We start from the raw sequence: 15,734 nt of genomic DNA on the forward strand, positions 1-15,734 counted from the left end.
CCGGAAGATTGCATATGACAACCCAGGGCAGCTCATGGTGAGCTTCGGCCGGGGAAGTTGATGGGGGACGAGAAGATGACGCTTCGCATCGTGGTGATGAGCGATCTGCATGTCGTGCCGGAGGGGCAGATGTCGCTGACGCTCGATACGGGCAAGCGGCTCGAACAGGCGGTCGATGCGGTGATCGCCCGCTATGGCGACGCCGATATGTGCATCCTCGCTGGCGATCTGTCCGATTTGGGCGATGCTGCCGCTTATGAGCGCCTCAAGACCATCATCGCGCGCATGCCCATTCCGGTGCACATCACCCTGGGCAACCACGATGACCGCAATGTTTTCCTGTCCGTCTTCGGCGAGCATCATGCTGCCGAGACCGGCAAGATCGACAAAATCATCGACATCAAGGGCTATCGCATCATCCTGCTCGATTCTGCCGAGCCCGGCCGCGTCGATGGCGTGATCGAGGAGCGCCAGATCGCCTGGCTCCGCACCCGCCTCGCCGAGGCCATCGACCGTCCGGTGGTCGTGGTTCTCCACCACAACGCCAATGCGCTGCATATCGAATCCGACAACATCCGCATCCTTGAGCCCCAGGCTTTCATCGCCGCCCTCAAGACCCACCCCGACATTCGCCAAATCATCGCCGGCCATGTCCACCTGACCTCCACCGCCATCTGGCACGGGCTGCCCTTCACCACGCTGTCAGGCGGGCATTATTCTGTCAGTGTGGATCAGCCCAGTGTGCCGATGCGCTGGCTCAGCGGTCCCGGGCAGATGGCGGTGGTTATCGGCACGCCGGAGAGCACCACAGTGCTGTTTGATGATTTCATCGATGGTAATGCGGAAATTTTTCGGTAGGGCAGAGTAGCCGGAGTCACAGCATCTCCGATTGCTTCCCACCGCAATCGCCATTCCAGCCAATGCAGGAACCTCTGTTTCCTTGCAACCATCGCCAACGGAGGCTCCCGCTTTCGCGGGAATGACCCGGTGGGAAAAGCGAACGAAGTAACACTTCCCGATTGGGGGAGTTTGTCAGTCAGCAGCGCACGGTTTTCTCAGTCGGGCTTTCTCGTCAGGCCGAGTCGAAATGGTGGTCGGCGAGAACCGGAGCGGAGCGTACTTTGGTACGTGAGCACCGGAAGCGCAGACGATCTCCGTTTGCAGGCCGGCATCACGAGAAAGAAGAATGGTGGGAGTAACAAGGATTGAACTTGTGACCCTTCGCGTGTGAAGCGAATGCTCTCCCGCTGAGCTATACTCCCGTCGCCTGAAGGCGAAAGTCTTAGAGAGATGGTGGGCGTAACAAGGATCGAACTTGTGACCCCCTCGATGTCAACGAGGTGCTCTCCCGCTGAGCTATACGCCCATCTCTCCGGGAAGGAACCGCCGCAAGGCCGTTCCAGTGGCGCGGATAGACCATAAAACCCCCGGATGGGTCAAGAGGCTTCCGCGCGGGTGGCGCGGACAATTTGCGCCTGTGGAATACGTCGGTGATTTGCTGGGGGATATGTCCTCGCCCACCACGTCATTCCCGCGAAAGCGGGAACCTCACTTTGGTGCCCAGGAAAGGCAGATCCCCGCTTTCGCGGGGATGACGTGGTGGTTGATTCTCCCAGCAGCCCTACGCCGCCAGCAGCCGCTCGACCTCGTTCACCAGGTCCTTCAGATGGAACGGCTTGCTCAGCACCGAGGCTTCCTTGGGTGCGTCGCTGTCGGGGTTCAGCGCCACGGCGGCAAAGCCGGTGATGAACATCACCTTCAGGTCCGGATCGAGTTCCGTGGCGCGCCGCGCCAGTTCGATCCCGTCCATTTCGGGCATCACGATATCGCTGAGCAGCAAGGAGAACGGCTCTTCGCGCAGGCGTTCATAGGCGCTGAGGCCATTATCGAACGAAACCACCTCGTAGCCCGCGTTCTTGAGGGCACGCGTCAGGAACTGGCGCATGTCGTTATCGTCTTCCGCGAGCAGAATTCGCTTCATCAACCTCTCCGGCCTTCTGGCTAAGTGAGTCGCAATTTACCTTGTGATGTTTAAGGCAAGTTTGCCTATTCGCAAATGCCGGCGATTTCTCCGCTCGCGAGATTGCGACAATCTGGACAAGCCTTGCGTAAACGGCGACAGTGAAAGGGCAAATCAGTTCTGGCGCCGCGGCAGGGGCGCCCCATATGGAGGCAGCGTGCGGTCCGACTATTGGGATCAGCCAGCATTTGAAACCATTCGGCCCCGCCGACTGGTCTCGCCATTGGTGTTCAACTCAGCCCATTCCGGCCGCATCTATCCTGAGCGGTTCCTGGCAATGACAAGGCTTGACCACCTTTCGATCCGACAATCGGAAGATGCCTGGATCGACGAGATTTTTGCCCGCGCTCCCCATCTGGGCGCACCCCTGCTAAGGGCGCACTTCCCCCGCGCCTATCTCGATGTCAATCGCGAGCCTTGGGAACTCGACCCCGCCATGTTCGTCGAGCCGCTGTCGGACCGGTTCAACACCACTTCGCCGCGTGTTGCCGCTGGCCTGGGCACGCTGGCCCGCGTCGTGGCCGAAAACAAACCCATCTACCGCGAACGCCTGACGCTGGACGACGCGCGCATGCGCATCGAGGGGATTTACCATCCCTATCATGCGGCGCTGCAAAAGCTGCTCGGCGAAGCCATGGCCGCGTTCGGGGTGGCCCTGCTGATCGATTGCCACTCCATGCCGCGCATCACCCGCACCGGCGACAAGGCCGCGCCCGATATCGTGCTGGGCGATCGCTACGGCACCACCTGCGCCCCCGCGCTGATCGACCTGGTTGAAACCATCTTTGCCAGCGCCGGCCTGCGCGTCGCCCGCAACCGCCCTTATGCCGGGGGCTTTGCCACCCGCTCCTACGGCCGCCCGCAACATGGCGTGCACGCCCTGCAGATCGAAATCAGCCGTCATCTCTATATGAACGAAGTAACGCTGGCTAAAAACGACGGCTTCGCCGCCGTGGTGGGCATCATCGATCGGCTGATTTTTGCGCTGATCGGGCTGGATCTGCCCTCACTGGTGGCGGGGCAGGCTATTCCGGAGAAGCTGGCGGCAGAGTAGCCACGAGGTCTACTGGGTAATTCCCTTGCGCGCCCGCCATTCCCCACGACCACAACATCATGCTACCAGCGCACCACCCCGACCTGCCCGGACGCCGCTGCATGACCGTCGATCTCGCCACAGTCGAAGCTACCCTCCTTGCCGCATCAGAGGCCGCCGCAGCCCATACGCTGCCGCTCTTTCGCACCAATCTGGGGGTCGACAACAAGCTCGCCGCTGGCTTTGACCCCGTCACCGAGGCCGACCGCGGCGCCGAAACGGTGATCCGCGCCATTATCGCCAAAGCCTTCCCCGACCACGCCATCATCGGCGAGGAATGGGGCAGTTCGGGCAGCAGCGACTACACCTGGATCATCGACCCGGTGGACGGCACCCGCGCCTTCATTTCCGGCGCTCCCGTCTGGGGCACGCTGATCGGTTTTGCCCATAACGGGGTCGCCATCGCGGGCCTGATGAGCCAGCCCTTTATCGGAGAAACCTTCCTCGCCGTTCCCGGCCGCGCCAGCTATGAGCGCAATGGGCAAACCCAACCCCTGCGCACCAGCGGCGAGACCGACCTCTCTGCCGCCAAGGTTTTTACCACCACGCCCGCATTGTTCCGGACGCCGGAATTGCTAGCCAAATGGACGGCCATCGAGACAGCAACGCGCCTGCAGCGCTTCGGCATGGATTGCTACGGCTATGCCCTGCTCGCCGCTGGCCAGGCGGATCTGGTCATCGAGCCGTTCCTCAACACTTACGACATTGCGGCGCTGGTTCCTATCATCCGCCAGGCCGGCGGCGCTATCGCTTGCTGGGACGGGAGTGAACCCACCGGCGGCGGCAATGTGGTGGCGGCCGCGACGCCGGAACTGCTGGAGAAGGCGCTGGAACTGGTCAACGCGAGCTGATTTGGGTCCGTACCGGCTTCTCAACTGTCGTCCGGTCATTCCCCTGTCACAGGGTCATTCCCGCGAAAGCGGGAACCTCCGTTTGATATCTATGAGCGAGTAAACAGGGGTTCCCGCTTTCGCGGGAATGACTCCGTGGGTGGAACCACCCCCCCCAGTAGACCCCGGCTCTAGCTCTGCTCGGTGATGAACGCGTCTAACGCTGCCAGTACCTGGCCGCGGATCATGTCGTTTTCCATGAACAATTCGTGTCGCGCGCCGGCGATCACCGCGTGGCGGCCGGTGCGCATTTGCAGGCCCAGATGCTCGATGGCGGAGGTCGAGACCACCTCGTCGCGGGCCGCGGCCAGCATCAGCAGGGGAATGCGCACGCGGGCGGGGAATTCATCGCGCCCCGCTTCCGCCATCGCCCCCATCGCGGCCGCGGCCCATCGGATGGTGGGCGCCCCTACTTCCAGCGACGGCTGGGCCCGGAGCAGGTCGACGCTGCGCATGTAGCGGTTGAGATCGCTGGTCAGCGGATTGCCGGGAAAGTTCGCCTTGGACTGCGGCCGGTCGGCGCCACGGCTGACGGGAAGCCGGCCAAGCCCAAAAAAGCTCAGCGCCTCGCAGACCCTGGCCATCCCCTGCATGCTCAAAGGCTGTCCGTCCAACGCGAGCATCGGGGCGGAGAGGAACACCCGATCGAACATCAACCGGTCGTTGATCGCGGCGAACAGCGAGGCCAATCCGCCCATGGAATGGCCGACGAGGTAGTATGGCGGCGGGCAATCGGGCAGCAGGATTTCGCCGTGGAAACTCCTGAGGTCGCACCAGTAATCCTCGAAACGGTCGACATAGCCGAGCTTGCCGGGGATCAGCCGGTCCGAGCCGCCCTGCCCGCGCCAGTCGAAGGTTGCGACGGAAAAACCGCGGCGGCGGAAATCCTCGATGGTTTCGAAGTATTTTTCGATGAACTCGGTGCGCCCTTGCACGAGGCATATGGTGCCCCGGTGCTTGCCCTCCGATTTAGGCCACAGCGCATAGCGCAATTGCACCTTGTCCTGGGTCCGGAAAAACCCGACCCGCGCGCCCTGGGGAACCGGATTGGACGCGATGTTGACCAGCTTGGGTCCGTTGGGGTCGACGACGGCGTTCATGAACGGGTCCGGGAAAGAATGCGCCTCCGTCTTAAAGCAGAGATCGTGAAAAAAGAAAGCCAGCATCCCGGTGGGGATACTGGCTCTTCTTTCACGGTCCATGCGGGGGGCGGGTGATGGACCGCTTGGGGCGTGATGAGGTGTCCCTCAGCACATGCCCTGTTATGCGCCACCCACTCTGAACTCGAACGAACCAAGCCGTTCATAATCGGTTCATCTTGGTGGCGGCGCCGTGGCCAGTTCCCTTTGATCGGCACCCCTCTTGAACCCCAAAACAGGCCCCCTATATCTGCTTTGTTCGCCGGTTTTTCCGGGAACCCCGACCTCGAAATCTGCCGCTTGCCTATCGCTGGGAGCGCCTATCGAGACCACCGGGACATCCACGTTGCTTTGAGAAAGAATGTGACCATGCAGACCATTGATTTTTCCCCATTCTATCGTTCCACCGTCGGCTTCGACCGTGTTTTCAACCGTCTGGACACGCTCGTCGGGCAGGAAGCCAAGACCTATCCTCCCTACAATATCGAGCGCACCGGCGATGATGCCTACCGCATCTCCATCGCCGTAGCCGGTTTTGGCAATGGCGATATCGCCATCGAAACCAAGGAAAACAACCTCGTCGTCAAGGGTGCCAAGCCCGAAGCCCAGGGTGACAAGGCCCGTGAATTCCTCCATCGCGGCATTGCCGAACGCGCCTTCGAGCTGCGTTTCCAGCTGGCCGACTATGTCGAGGTTCAGGGGGCAACCCTTGAGAACGGCCTGCTGCATCTGGAACTGAAGCGCGAATTGCCCGAAAGCAAGAAGCCGCGCACCATCCAGATCAACGCCGGCGCTCAGCCGACCATCGAGGACCAGTCGGTCAACTAATCCGACCGGCTCGTCGCAAGACGCCAGGGGCGCAGTCCGCAAGGGCTGCGCCTTTTTGCTCACCAAAGGAACTGTGGGCGGCCGGCCGCTGTTGACTGATCGAACACAAGCGTCAAAGGAAATCGCATGACCACCCCCTCCATCGCCCTTCCCGGCAACAATGCCAAATCGACAGTGATCGACATTCTCAATGCGCGCCTGGCCGATGCCATCGATCTCTCGTTGATCATCAAGCAGGCGCACTGGAACCTCAAAGGTCCCCAGTTCATCGCCGTGCATGAAATGCTCGATCTCTTCCGCACGGCGGTCGATCTGCATGTGGACACCATTGCGGAGCGCGTTGCCCAGCTGGACGGGATTGCTCTGGGGACCAGCCAGGTCGTTGCCAAGGCCAGCAAGCTCAAGGCCTATCCTACCGATATCCGCAAGGTGCCTGATCACCTGGCGGCTTTGGCCGAACGCTATGCCGTGCTGGCCAACCAGGTCCGCGAGGACATCGATGCCACCGAGGAGGCCGGCGACGCCGATGCGGCCGATATCCTCACCGCTTTCTCGCGCGAGCTCGACAAGAACCTCTGGTTCATCAAGTCCCACCTCGAATAGCCAAATCGGTCCCACTGTGGCAGGACGGGCGCCCCGCCCCCTGCCGCAGGAGAATCCCACTTGCAGATCATCGGCCATGCCATTGTTTCCGTCGACGGCAAGATCGCAACCGCCGACGGGAGTGTCCCTCCCGCCCTGCGCAATAATGTGGACTGGCAGCGCTTCCAGGAGCAACTGAATGCCGCCGATCTGGTGGTGCTGGGGCGGCAAGGCCACGAACGTTTCAGCAATCCGGGCCGCCGGCGTCTCGTCGCCACGCGCAGCGTGCCGACCCTGATGCAAGACCCCCACGACAAAAAGGCCACTTTCTGGAATCCCGCGGGGGTATCTTTCAACGCTGCCACGGCCTCGCTGGGACTTTCACAAGGCACGATTGCAGTTGCCGGCGTGTTCGACCTGTTCTGTGAACTGTTCACCCGATTCGATCTTGCAGAAAGCCAGACGCTGTTGATCCGCGACGGATTGCCATGCTTTACCTCCGGCCATCCGCGCCTCGTGCTTGCCAATGCCGGACTTACACCTGGAAACTGGGAAATGCTTGATCCAGAAGGTCCCGTGACCCTTACGGATTGGCGGCGTCTCTAGCGGCTTTCCTATACTTTCCTATACAAAAGTTGGAAGTCTCCTATAGGAGATTATCAAATCCGCTTGCTCACAGTTTGGAATTATGCAAATGTGGACCTGTTAGGGCAGTGCTTCTGTCCTATCTGACGCGTCGCCCCGCTCTCCGCGGTCAGTGCGCACGCTGGTTCGGCTGGCCCGCTATGCCATTAGCGGAAACGAACAGGCGGGACTAAGATAGTCCGAATACGAGCGGCCATTTGGATGCAGCGCCGCCACCCTGGAATGGACATTCGTGCTCTCCGAGCCGTACACAGTACGACCCGCAGACTAGACGTGTCCCCACTTGCTGGCGGCGACGCCACGATATCATCCAGCCCCCAAAGGGCCTCAGATTAAGGGATTTGCACCATGGTTATCAGCCCCACGGGATCGAACCAAACCCCAACACGGCAGCTCGCCGTCGGCCCTGCACAGGGACGGCCGGCGGCACAAGGACTGTACGACCCCAAAAACGAACACGATGCCTGTGGCATCGGCATGATTGCCAATATCAAGAACCAGCCCAGCCACGAAGTGGTCGAAAAGGGTCTGGAAATCCTCGAAAACCTCGAGCATCGCGGTGCCGTGGGCGCCGACCCGCTAATGGGCGACGGTGCCGGCATACTGGTGCAGACCCCACATGCCTTCTTCCAGAAGGTAATGCCCTTTTCCCTGCCCGGAAAGCACCACTACGCCGTGGTCATGCTGTTCTATCCGAACATTGCCGCGCTGCGTGACAAGTGCGCCGAGGCCGTGCGCGGCTGCATCGCCCGCGAAGGCCTGCAGCTGCTGGGCGAGCGCATCGTGCCCACCGACAATTCCCCCCTCAGCGAAGGCGTCATCGCTACCCAGCCGATCATCGAGCAGATGGTCATCGCGCGCCCCGAAGGGCTGACGCTGGACGAGTTCGAGCGCAAGCTGCTGATCGTGCGCAAGGTCATTTCCAACACGGTCTATGCCGCCGTGCCCGAGAGCGACAGCGACAACGGCTTCTATGTCGTCTCCATGTCTGCCCGCACCCTGGTCTACAAGGGCATGTTCCTCGCCGCCCAGCTCAAGGCGTTCTACCCCGACCTGTCGGACGAAAGCTTCGAATCGGCGATTGCGCTGGTGCATCAGCGTTTCTCCACCAACACCTTCCCCTCCTGGAAGCTGGCGCACCCCTATCGCATGACCACCCACAATGGTGAGATCAACACCATTCGCGGCAACGTCAACTGGATGGCCGCCCGCCAGGCTTCGGTGCATTCGCGCTATTTCGGCGATGACATCGCCAAGCTCTGGCCGATTTCCTATGAGGGCCAGTCCGACACGGCATGCTTCGACAACGCGCTCGAATTCCTGGTGCGTGGCGGCTATCCGCTGCCGCACGCAGCCATGATGCTGATCCCCGAAGCCTGGGCCGGCAATCCGCTGATGGATGAAAAGCGCCGCGCCTTCTATCAGTACCACGCCTCCCTGATGGAGCCTTGGGACGGTCCGGCCGCCATGTCGCTCAGCGATGGCCGCTATGTGGTGGCGACGCTTGACCGCAATGGCCTGCGCCCCGCCCGCTACCTTGTCACCAAGGAAGGCCACGTCGTCCTCGCCTCCGAATCGGGCGTTTTGACCATTCCGGACGAAGACATTGTCGAGCGCTGGCGCCTGCAGCCGGGCCGCATGCTGCTGATCGACCTTGAACAGGGCCGCATCATCTCCGACGACGAGATCAAGTCGACGCTGGCGACCGCCAACCCTTATGCCGATTGGCTGGCCCGCACGCAGATCGTGCTGGAAGACCTGCCTGCCGTGCCGCCCAAGGCGCCTGAGCCCACCGAAGCCCTGCTCGACCGGCTACAGGCCTTTGCCTATACGCAGGAAGACATCAAGCTGTTGATGGCGCCAATGGCCACTACGGGGCAGGAAGCCGTTGGCTCGATGGGCACGGATACGCCCATCTCCGCGCTCTCCAACAATTCCAAGCTCCTCTACACCTATTTCAAGCAGAACTTCGCCCAGGTCACCAACCCGCCCATCGACCCGATCCGCGAGGAATCGGTGATGAGCTTGGTGTCCTTTATCGGGCCGCGGCCGAACCTGTTCGACCTGGAAGGCCTCTCCAAGGTCAAGCGCCTCGAAGTGCGCCAGCCCATTCTCACCAATGAGGATCTGGAGAAGATCCGCGCCATCGGCGATATCGAGACCAACCAGTTCAAGACCAAGACGCTGGACATTACATATCCGGCCGACATGGGCGCCTCCGGCATGGAAGCGGCTATCGACGCGCTGTGCGCGGCTGCCGAAGACGCCGTGCGGGGCGAATACAACATCATCATCCTGTCCGACCGGCGCATCGCCGCCGACCGGCTGGATATTCCGACCCTGCTGGCACTCGCGGCCGTGCACCATCATTTGATCCGCAAGGGCCTGCGCACGTCGACCGGCCTTGTGGTTGAAACCGGCGAAGCCCGCGAAATCCACCACTTCGCCATGCTGGCCGGCTATGGCGCCGAAGCCATCAACCCATATCTCGCCTTTGAAGCACTGCAGGCGCTGCATGCCGAGGGCAATTATCCCGAGGAAGTCTCGGCCGATGAAGTGGTTTACCGCTACATCAAGAGCGTGGGTAAGGGCCTGCTCAAGGTCATGTCCAAGATGGGCATTTCGACCTACCAGTCCTATTGCGGCGCGCAGATCTTCGATGCGGTCGGCCTCAACTCCGAATTCGTGCGCAAGTACTTCTTTGGCACCGCCACCTCCATCGAGGGCGTTGGCCTCAGGGAAGTGTCGCAGGAAACCGTGCGCCGGCATGCGCTGGCTTTCGGCGACGACGCCGTGCTGCGCAAGGCGCTGGATGTCGGCGGCGAATATGCCTACCGCATCCGGGGCGAAAAGCATGCCTGGAGCCCCGACGTGGTGGCCGATTTGCAGCATGCCGTCCGCACGATGGACGAGGCGCCGGAAACCGCGCAAGAGCGCTACAACAGCTTTGCCCAGCGCGTGAACTCGGGCGAAAACGGCTATCTGGCCATTCGCAATCTGTTCGACATCAAGCCGCTTGGTGCGGCGGTGCCCCTCGATGAAGTCGAGCCCGCCGTTGATCTGGTCAAGCGCTTCGTCACCGGCGCGATGAGCTTCGGCTCCATTTCGCGCGAAGCCCATACGACGCTGGCCCAGGCGATGAACCGCATTGGCGGCAAGTCCAATACCGGCGAAGGCGGCGAGGAGCCCGACCGCTACAAGCCCCTGCCCGATGGCTCGCGCAATCCAATGCGCTCGGCCATCAAGCAGATCGCTTCAGGCCGCTTCGGCGTCACCACCGAATATCTGGTCAATGCCGACCAGCTCCAGATCAAGGTCGCGCAGGGTGCCAAGCCCGGCGAAGGTGGGCAATTGCCCGGCCACAAGGTGGACTGGATCGTCGCCAAGACGCGCCACTCGACGCCGGGCGTGGGGCTGATTTCGCCTCCGCCCCACCACGACATCTATTCCATCGAGGATCTCGCCCAGCTCATTTACGATCTCAAGAACGTCAATGAAGCGGCCGATATCTCGGTCAAGCTGGTGTCCGAGGTTGGCGTCGGCACGGTTGCGGCCGGCGTCGCCAAGGCGCGTGCCGACCACATCACCGTGTCGGGCTATGACGGCGGCACGGGTGCGTCGCCGCTGACTTCGCTCAAGCATGCGGGCGGGCCTTGGGAAATCGGGCTGGCCGAAACCCACCAGACGCTGGTGCTCAACCGCTTGCGGAGCCGCGTGGTGTTGCAGGTCGATGGCGGTCTCAAGACCGGCCGTGACGTGCTGATCGGGGCGCTATTGGGTGCCGATGAATTCGGTTTCTCGACCGCGCCATTGATCGCGGCGGGCTGCATCATGATGCGCAAGTGCCATCTCAACACCTGCCCGGTTGGCGTCGCCACCCAGGACCCGGTGCTGCGCAAGCGCTTCAAGGGTACGCCCGAGCATGTCATCAACTACTTCTTCTTCATCGCCGAGGAATTGCGCGGCCTGATGGCCGAAATGGGTGCCCGCACCCTGCAGGACCTCATCGGCCGCGCCGATCTGCTCGACCAGAAGAAGCTGGCCGACTACTGGAAGAGCGAGGGCGTCGATCTCTCCAAGCTGTTCCACAAGCCCGAGCCGATTGGCGGCGACACGCTCTACAATTCCGAGCGGCAGGACCATCACCTCGAAGCCGTTCTCGATCGCAAGCTGATCGAACTGGCCGAACCTGCGCTGGCGCGTGGCGAAGCCGTGCAGATCGAATTGCCGATCAAGAGCCGAGGCCGTTCCGCCGGCGCCATGCTGTCGGGCGCTCTCGCCAAAAAGTATGGCCATGAAGGGCTGCCCGAGGACACCATCTCGATCAAGCTGACCGGGACGGCTGGCCAGGCCTTTGGCGCTTTCCTCGCTCATGGCATCTCCATCGACATGGTGGGCGACGCCAACGACTATGTCGGCAAGGGCCTGTCGGGTGGCCGCATCGTGGTGCGTCCGTCCGACAAGGCGGGCTTTGATCCGTCCAGGTCGATCATCGTCGGCAATACGGTGCTCTATGGCGCCATTGCCGGGGAGTGCTATTTCCGCGGCGTGGCCGGCGAACGCTTCGCTGTCCGCAATTCGGGCGCCGTCGCCGTTGTCGAAGGCACGGGCGATCACGGTTGCGAATACATGACCGGTGGCGTTGTCGTCGTCATCGGACTGACCGGCCGCAACTTTGCAGCCGGCATGTCGGGCGGCGTGGCCTATGTGCTCGACGAAGACGAAACCTTCCGCGAGCGCTGCAACCTTGCCATGGTCGATCTCGAACCGGTGGCCGAGGAAGAGCAGCTCATGCAGAAGCTCCACCACCATGGTGGAGACCTCGAATGGCATGGCCGCGTCGATATTTCGGGCGACATGACCAAGCATGACGACGAGCGCCTGCACCAGCTGATCTCCAACCATCTGCACTATACCGGTTCGGACCGCGCCAAATACATCCTCGATCACTGGGTCGAGATGCGGCCCAAATTCGTCAAGGTCATGCCGGTGGAATACCGCCGCGCCATCCAGGAGATGGAGAAGAAGCGGGCGAGCGGTTCAGTGATGGCGGCAGAGTAAGGAGAGAGCAAATGGGTAAAGTTACAGGCTTTCTCGAGATCGAGCGTGAAGAACCCCGCTATGAGCCCGCTTCCGATCGCATCCGCCATTTCGGCGAGTTCACCATTCCGATGTCTGAAGGGCGCATCGTCGACCAGGCGGCGCGCTGCATGGATTGCGGCATTCCGTTCTGCCATGGCGATACGGGCTGCCCGGTCAACAACCAGATCCCGGACTGGAACGACCTCGTTTACAACAACGATTGGGAAGAGGCGGCGCGGAATCTCCATTCCACCAACAACTTCCCCGAGTTCACCGGCCGCATCTGCCCCGCTCCATGCGAGGAAGCCTGCACGCTGAATTTGGAAGACGTTCCGGTCGCCATCAAGACTATCGAACAGGCCATCGCCGACCGCGCCATCCGCAACGGCTGGACCAAGCCGCAGATCAACCCCAACAAGACCGGCAAGCGTGTTGCCGTTATTGGTTCGGGTCCCGCTGGCATGGCCGCCGCCCAGCAATTGGCGCGGGCTGGCCATGACGTGCATGTCTATGAGCGCGAACCCAAGGCCGGCGGGCTGATGCGCTATGGCATTCCCGACTTCAAGATGGAGAAGGAACACATCGACTTCCGCGTCGGGCAGATGGAAGCCGAGGGCGTGACCTTCCACTATGGCGAGAACATCGGGGTCACCCGTCCGCTGTCCGAACTGCAGGCGCAATATGATGCCGTGCTGCTTTCGGGTGGAGCCGAGAAGCCGCGCGATGTGGATAGCGAGGGCACCGAGCTAAACGGCGTCCATTTCGCCATGCCGTTCCTCGTGCAGCAGAACCGCCGGCTGGGTGGAGAAGACGTCAGTGAACAGGTGCAACTGACCGCTGCAGGCAAGCATGTCGTCGTGGTCGGTGGTGGCGACACCGCATCGGACTGCGTCGGCACTAGCTTCCGCCAGGGTGCAATTGCCGTGACCCAACTGGACGTGCGGCCAATGCCGCCGGAGCTGGAAAACAAGCTGACCAACTGGCCCAACTGGGCGGTCAAGATGCGGACTTCCTCCTCGCAGGCCGAGGGCGCCATCCGCGAATTCGCCGCCGGCACGATGAAGATCATCGGCAATGCCAAGGGCCATGTCACGGGTGTCGAATGTGCTCGTGTCGACCGCAAGCGCCAGCCGATTCCGGGCACCGAGTTCGTCATCAAGGCCGACCTGGTGCTGCTGGCCATCGGCTTTGCCTCGCCGGTGCATGAAGGCATGTTGACCGAACTGGGGGCGCAGCTGGACAAGCGCGGCAATCTCTTTGCCGATACGCTCAGCTACAAGACCACCGTGCCCAAGGTCTATGCGGCCGGCGACATGCGCCGGGGCCAGTCGCTCGTCGTCTGGGCTATCCGCGAGGGCCGCCAGGCGGCTCGCTCGATCGACTTCGATCTGATGGGCAAGACTGATTTGCCGCGATAGTCGCGTGTTGCTGCGACAAACACGGTGCGAATGGCGAGGGGTCCTCGGGTCAAGCCCGAGGACAGCCCGGTGGCCGGTGTGATGAGTTGCCGCCCAACGGCAAACTGGCTAGAAAGCCTTGCACCAACACGCGAAATCTCATGACCAAACCCTATTTCGTTGAAGAACTGATCTCCGCCAAGGCCATCGCCGCCCGTGTGGAGTCCCTCGCCAAGGAAATCTCGGCGCACTACTCGGACACCGACAAGCTTGTCGTGGTCGGGCTGTTGCGCGGCTCTTTTATCTTCATCGCCGATCTGGTGCGCGAGATTGATCTGCCGGTGGAAGTCGACTTCCTGGAAGCCTCATCCTATGGCAACTCCACGGAATCGAGCCGCGAAGTGCGCATCCTCAAGGATCTGCGCGGGGAAATCGCGGGCCGCGACGTGCTGGTGGTCGAGGACATCGTGGACACCGGCTACACCCTCAAGCATGTGCTGGAAATCCTCGAAACGCGCCACCCGCGCCGTATCGAAGTATGTGCCCTGCTGAACAAGCCGTCCCGGCGCGAGACGGACGTGCAGGCCAAATGGGTCGGCTTCGATATCCCCGACGAGTTCGTCGTCGGCTACGGCATCGACTACGCCCAGCGCAACCGCAACCTGCCCCATATCGGGGCCGTGCGGTTTACGGATAACTAGCTACAGCACTCGGCGTCATTCCCGCGAAAGCGGGAACCTCACTTTGCGCTGAAGTGGGATTCCCGCCTTCGCGGGAATGACGCTGTGGGTCGGGAATGATGTAGTGGTAAGACGCCGGCTAGCGCGCGCCGTTGCGGGCTGCGGCGGCGTTGGGATCAATCCCGACACCGAAGGCGTCGACGCGGCCGATCGGCGCGGCGACCAGTTGTTCCAGCGTGAATGGCGGCGCAGGCGGCTGGACATTTCTGGCGCTCAACAGTTCACCCGCGCGCGGCGGCGTGCGGCTCAGGGGCACGACGGCTCCGGCAACTTCGAGCAGCCTGATCTGACCAAGCCCCTGATAGGGCGGCCGCAACATCGCCGCTGCGTCAGTGCCGGAAAGCGGGTCGGCGACGGCGATCGAAACGCCGCCACCACCGCGATAGAAGGTGCTGATGGATTGGCTGAGATAGAACGCCAGCTTGTCGGCCCCGGCAGAGGTAAAATGAATGCCATCATCCTTGCGCACCTGCGCGTTCTGCCCGTTCAGGTCTGGCCCGTATGACGAGTACTTGCCATCCTGCCCGAGGAACCGTTCATAGATATCGAGGAATTCGGCACCGCCGGAAAAACTCGCCAACCGCTGGATATTGCTGATCTGGCTTATCGCTGCCGAATACTGGCTCTTGGCCATGGGCGGCAGGCCAAGCCAGATGACCGGCTTTCGCGCCGCTCGCAGCTTGCTGAGAAATTCGGCGATGCGCGCCTGGTAGGCGGCATTCCACTGATCGGTCAGCGGTTCAAGGGTTTGTCCATCGACCGATAGTTCCTGCCGGTCATTGATGCCGATGATGACGACCGCCAGATCGAAGCTGTTCGCGGCGATTTGCTCGTCGACGGCGTTGCCCCAGTCGAAGAAGTCTTCGCGCACGAACCCCGAGGAACTGACGGCCTCGTTGAGTACGACCAGATTGGGATCTTCCGCATAGAAGCGTTCGAGCGCCTTGCTCAGATCATTGGCCAGCGAGTCCCCGAACACGGCCAGCCGGGTGGCATCCTCGGCCTTTTCGATCTCGGGCTTGGGCGGCGGTGTTGGAGCCGGCGCCGCTTGTTGGCGCGGTTGGGTGCGCCGGGGCTGGCGTTGTTGCTGCTGGGCGGGTGGCGGTTGCCGCGCGGCCTCTTCCTCACCAAACAGGATATCGAACAGCGTGCGGCGCCTCTGCTGCTGGGCCAGATGGATGCGCTCATCGGGCTGGGCAAAGGCCGGCGCCACGTCCACCAGGACGAGCAGGGCGACCAGAACTGTCAGAACCCAACGCCTCACCGCAGCCTCACCTATTTATCGCCTGTCTTTTAGCAAGAGCTACAAGGCAACGCC

Annotated in this window: 12 protein-coding genes and 2 tRNA genes; 9 read left to right on the forward strand and 5 right to left on the reverse strand. The window is 62.0% G+C overall.

Annotated elements, in window-relative coordinates:
• Nucleotides 1-75: 75 nt before the first annotated feature.
• Entirely contained in the window at nucleotides 76-858 is a 783-nt protein-coding gene (locus C8264_RS09950; protein ID WP_162783557.1) for a metallophosphoesterase, read from the forward strand.
• Between the two features lie 329 nt (nucleotides 859-1,187).
• On the opposite strand, the gene C8264_RS09955 is transcribed toward C8264_RS09950, so the two are convergent.
• From C8264_RS09955 to cpdR, 3 genes are all read right to left on the reverse strand, one after another.
• A tRNA-Val gene (locus C8264_RS09955) sits at nucleotides 1,188-1,262 on the reverse strand.
• 29 nt (nucleotides 1,263-1,291) lie between these two features.
• A tRNA-Val gene (locus tag C8264_RS09960) sits at nucleotides 1,292-1,366 on the reverse strand.
• A 255-nt stretch (nucleotides 1,367-1,621) separates the two neighbouring features.
• Entirely contained in the window at nucleotides 1,622-1,981 is a 360-nt protein-coding gene (cpdR, locus tag C8264_RS09965; RefSeq protein WP_108460844.1) for a cell cycle two-component system response regulator CpdR, read from the reverse strand.
• Between the two features lie 196 nt (nucleotides 1,982-2,177).
• On the opposite strand from cpdR, the gene C8264_RS09970 reads away from it, so the two are divergent.
• Both C8264_RS09970 and hisN read left to right on the forward strand, forming a co-directional pair.
• On the forward strand, nucleotides 2,178-3,074 hold the full coding sequence (locus tag C8264_RS09970) for an N-formylglutamate amidohydrolase (RefSeq protein ID WP_245893046.1): 897 nt from the start codon (nucleotides 2,178-2,180) through the stop codon (nucleotides 3,072-3,074).
• 101 nt (nucleotides 3,075-3,175) lie between these two features.
• Nucleotides 3,176-3,964 (forward strand): histidinol-phosphatase, encoded by a 789-nt coding sequence (hisN, locus tag C8264_RS09975; protein ID WP_108460846.1) that lies wholly within the window; start codon nucleotides 3,176-3,178, stop codon nucleotides 3,962-3,964.
• Between the two features lie 170 nt (nucleotides 3,965-4,134).
• Here the strand turns inward: hisN and C8264_RS09980 are convergent, their stop codons facing one another.
• Nucleotides 4,135-5,103 carry an alpha/beta fold hydrolase gene (locus C8264_RS09980; RefSeq protein WP_162783558.1) on the reverse strand — a complete coding sequence of 323 codons (969 nt, stop codon included), beginning with the start codon at nucleotides 5,101-5,103 and terminating at the stop codon, nucleotides 4,135-4,137.
• 408 nt (nucleotides 5,104-5,511) lie between these two features.
• On the opposite strand from C8264_RS09980, the gene C8264_RS09985 reads away from it, so the two are divergent.
• The 6 genes from C8264_RS09985 (at nucleotide 5,512) to hpt (ending at nucleotide 14,377) form a co-directional block, all read left to right on the forward strand.
• On the forward strand, nucleotides 5,512-5,970 hold the full coding sequence (locus tag C8264_RS09985) for an Hsp20 family protein (RefSeq protein WP_108460952.1): 459 nt from the start codon (nucleotides 5,512-5,514) through the stop codon (nucleotides 5,968-5,970).
• Nucleotides 5,971-6,096: 126 nt separating this feature from the next.
• A complete protein-coding gene (gene dps / locus C8264_RS09990; RefSeq protein WP_108460848.1) occupies nucleotides 6,097-6,573 on the forward strand; it encodes a DNA starvation/stationary phase protection protein Dps in 477 nt (158 codons plus the stop codon).
• 60 nt (nucleotides 6,574-6,633) lie between these two features.
• Nucleotides 6,634-7,158 carry a dihydrofolate reductase family protein gene (locus C8264_RS09995; RefSeq protein ID WP_108460849.1) on the forward strand — a complete coding sequence of 175 codons (525 nt, stop codon included), beginning with the start codon at nucleotides 6,634-6,636 and terminating at the stop codon, nucleotides 7,156-7,158.
• Between the two features lie 387 nt (nucleotides 7,159-7,545).
• Nucleotides 7,546-12,258 (forward strand): glutamate synthase large subunit, encoded by a 4,713-nt coding sequence (gene gltB, locus C8264_RS10000; protein ID WP_108460850.1) that lies wholly within the window; start codon nucleotides 7,546-7,548, stop codon nucleotides 12,256-12,258.
• Nucleotides 12,259-12,269: 11 nt separating this feature from the next.
• A complete protein-coding gene (locus C8264_RS10005; protein WP_108460851.1) occupies nucleotides 12,270-13,697 on the forward strand; it encodes a glutamate synthase subunit beta in 1,428 nt (475 codons plus the stop codon).
• Between the two features lie 140 nt (nucleotides 13,698-13,837).
• Nucleotides 13,838-14,377: a hypoxanthine phosphoribosyltransferase gene (gene hpt / locus C8264_RS10010; RefSeq protein ID WP_108460852.1), complete on the forward strand. Its 540-nt coding sequence runs from the start codon at nucleotides 13,838-13,840 to the stop codon at nucleotides 14,375-14,377.
• 118 nt (nucleotides 14,378-14,495) lie between these two features.
• Here hpt and C8264_RS10015 read toward each other — a convergent pair whose 3' ends face one another.
• Nucleotides 14,496-15,680, reverse strand: coding sequence for an SGNH/GDSL hydrolase family protein (locus tag C8264_RS10015; protein ID WP_162783559.1), 1,185 nt, complete (start codon nucleotides 15,678-15,680; stop codon nucleotides 14,496-14,498).
• Between the last annotated feature and the right edge of the window lie 54 nt (nucleotides 15,681-15,734).

Source organism: Devosia naphthalenivorans (assembly GCF_003056355.1).
Taxonomy (GTDB): domain Bacteria; phylum Pseudomonadota; class Alphaproteobacteria; order Rhizobiales; family Devosiaceae; genus Devosia; species Devosia naphthalenivorans.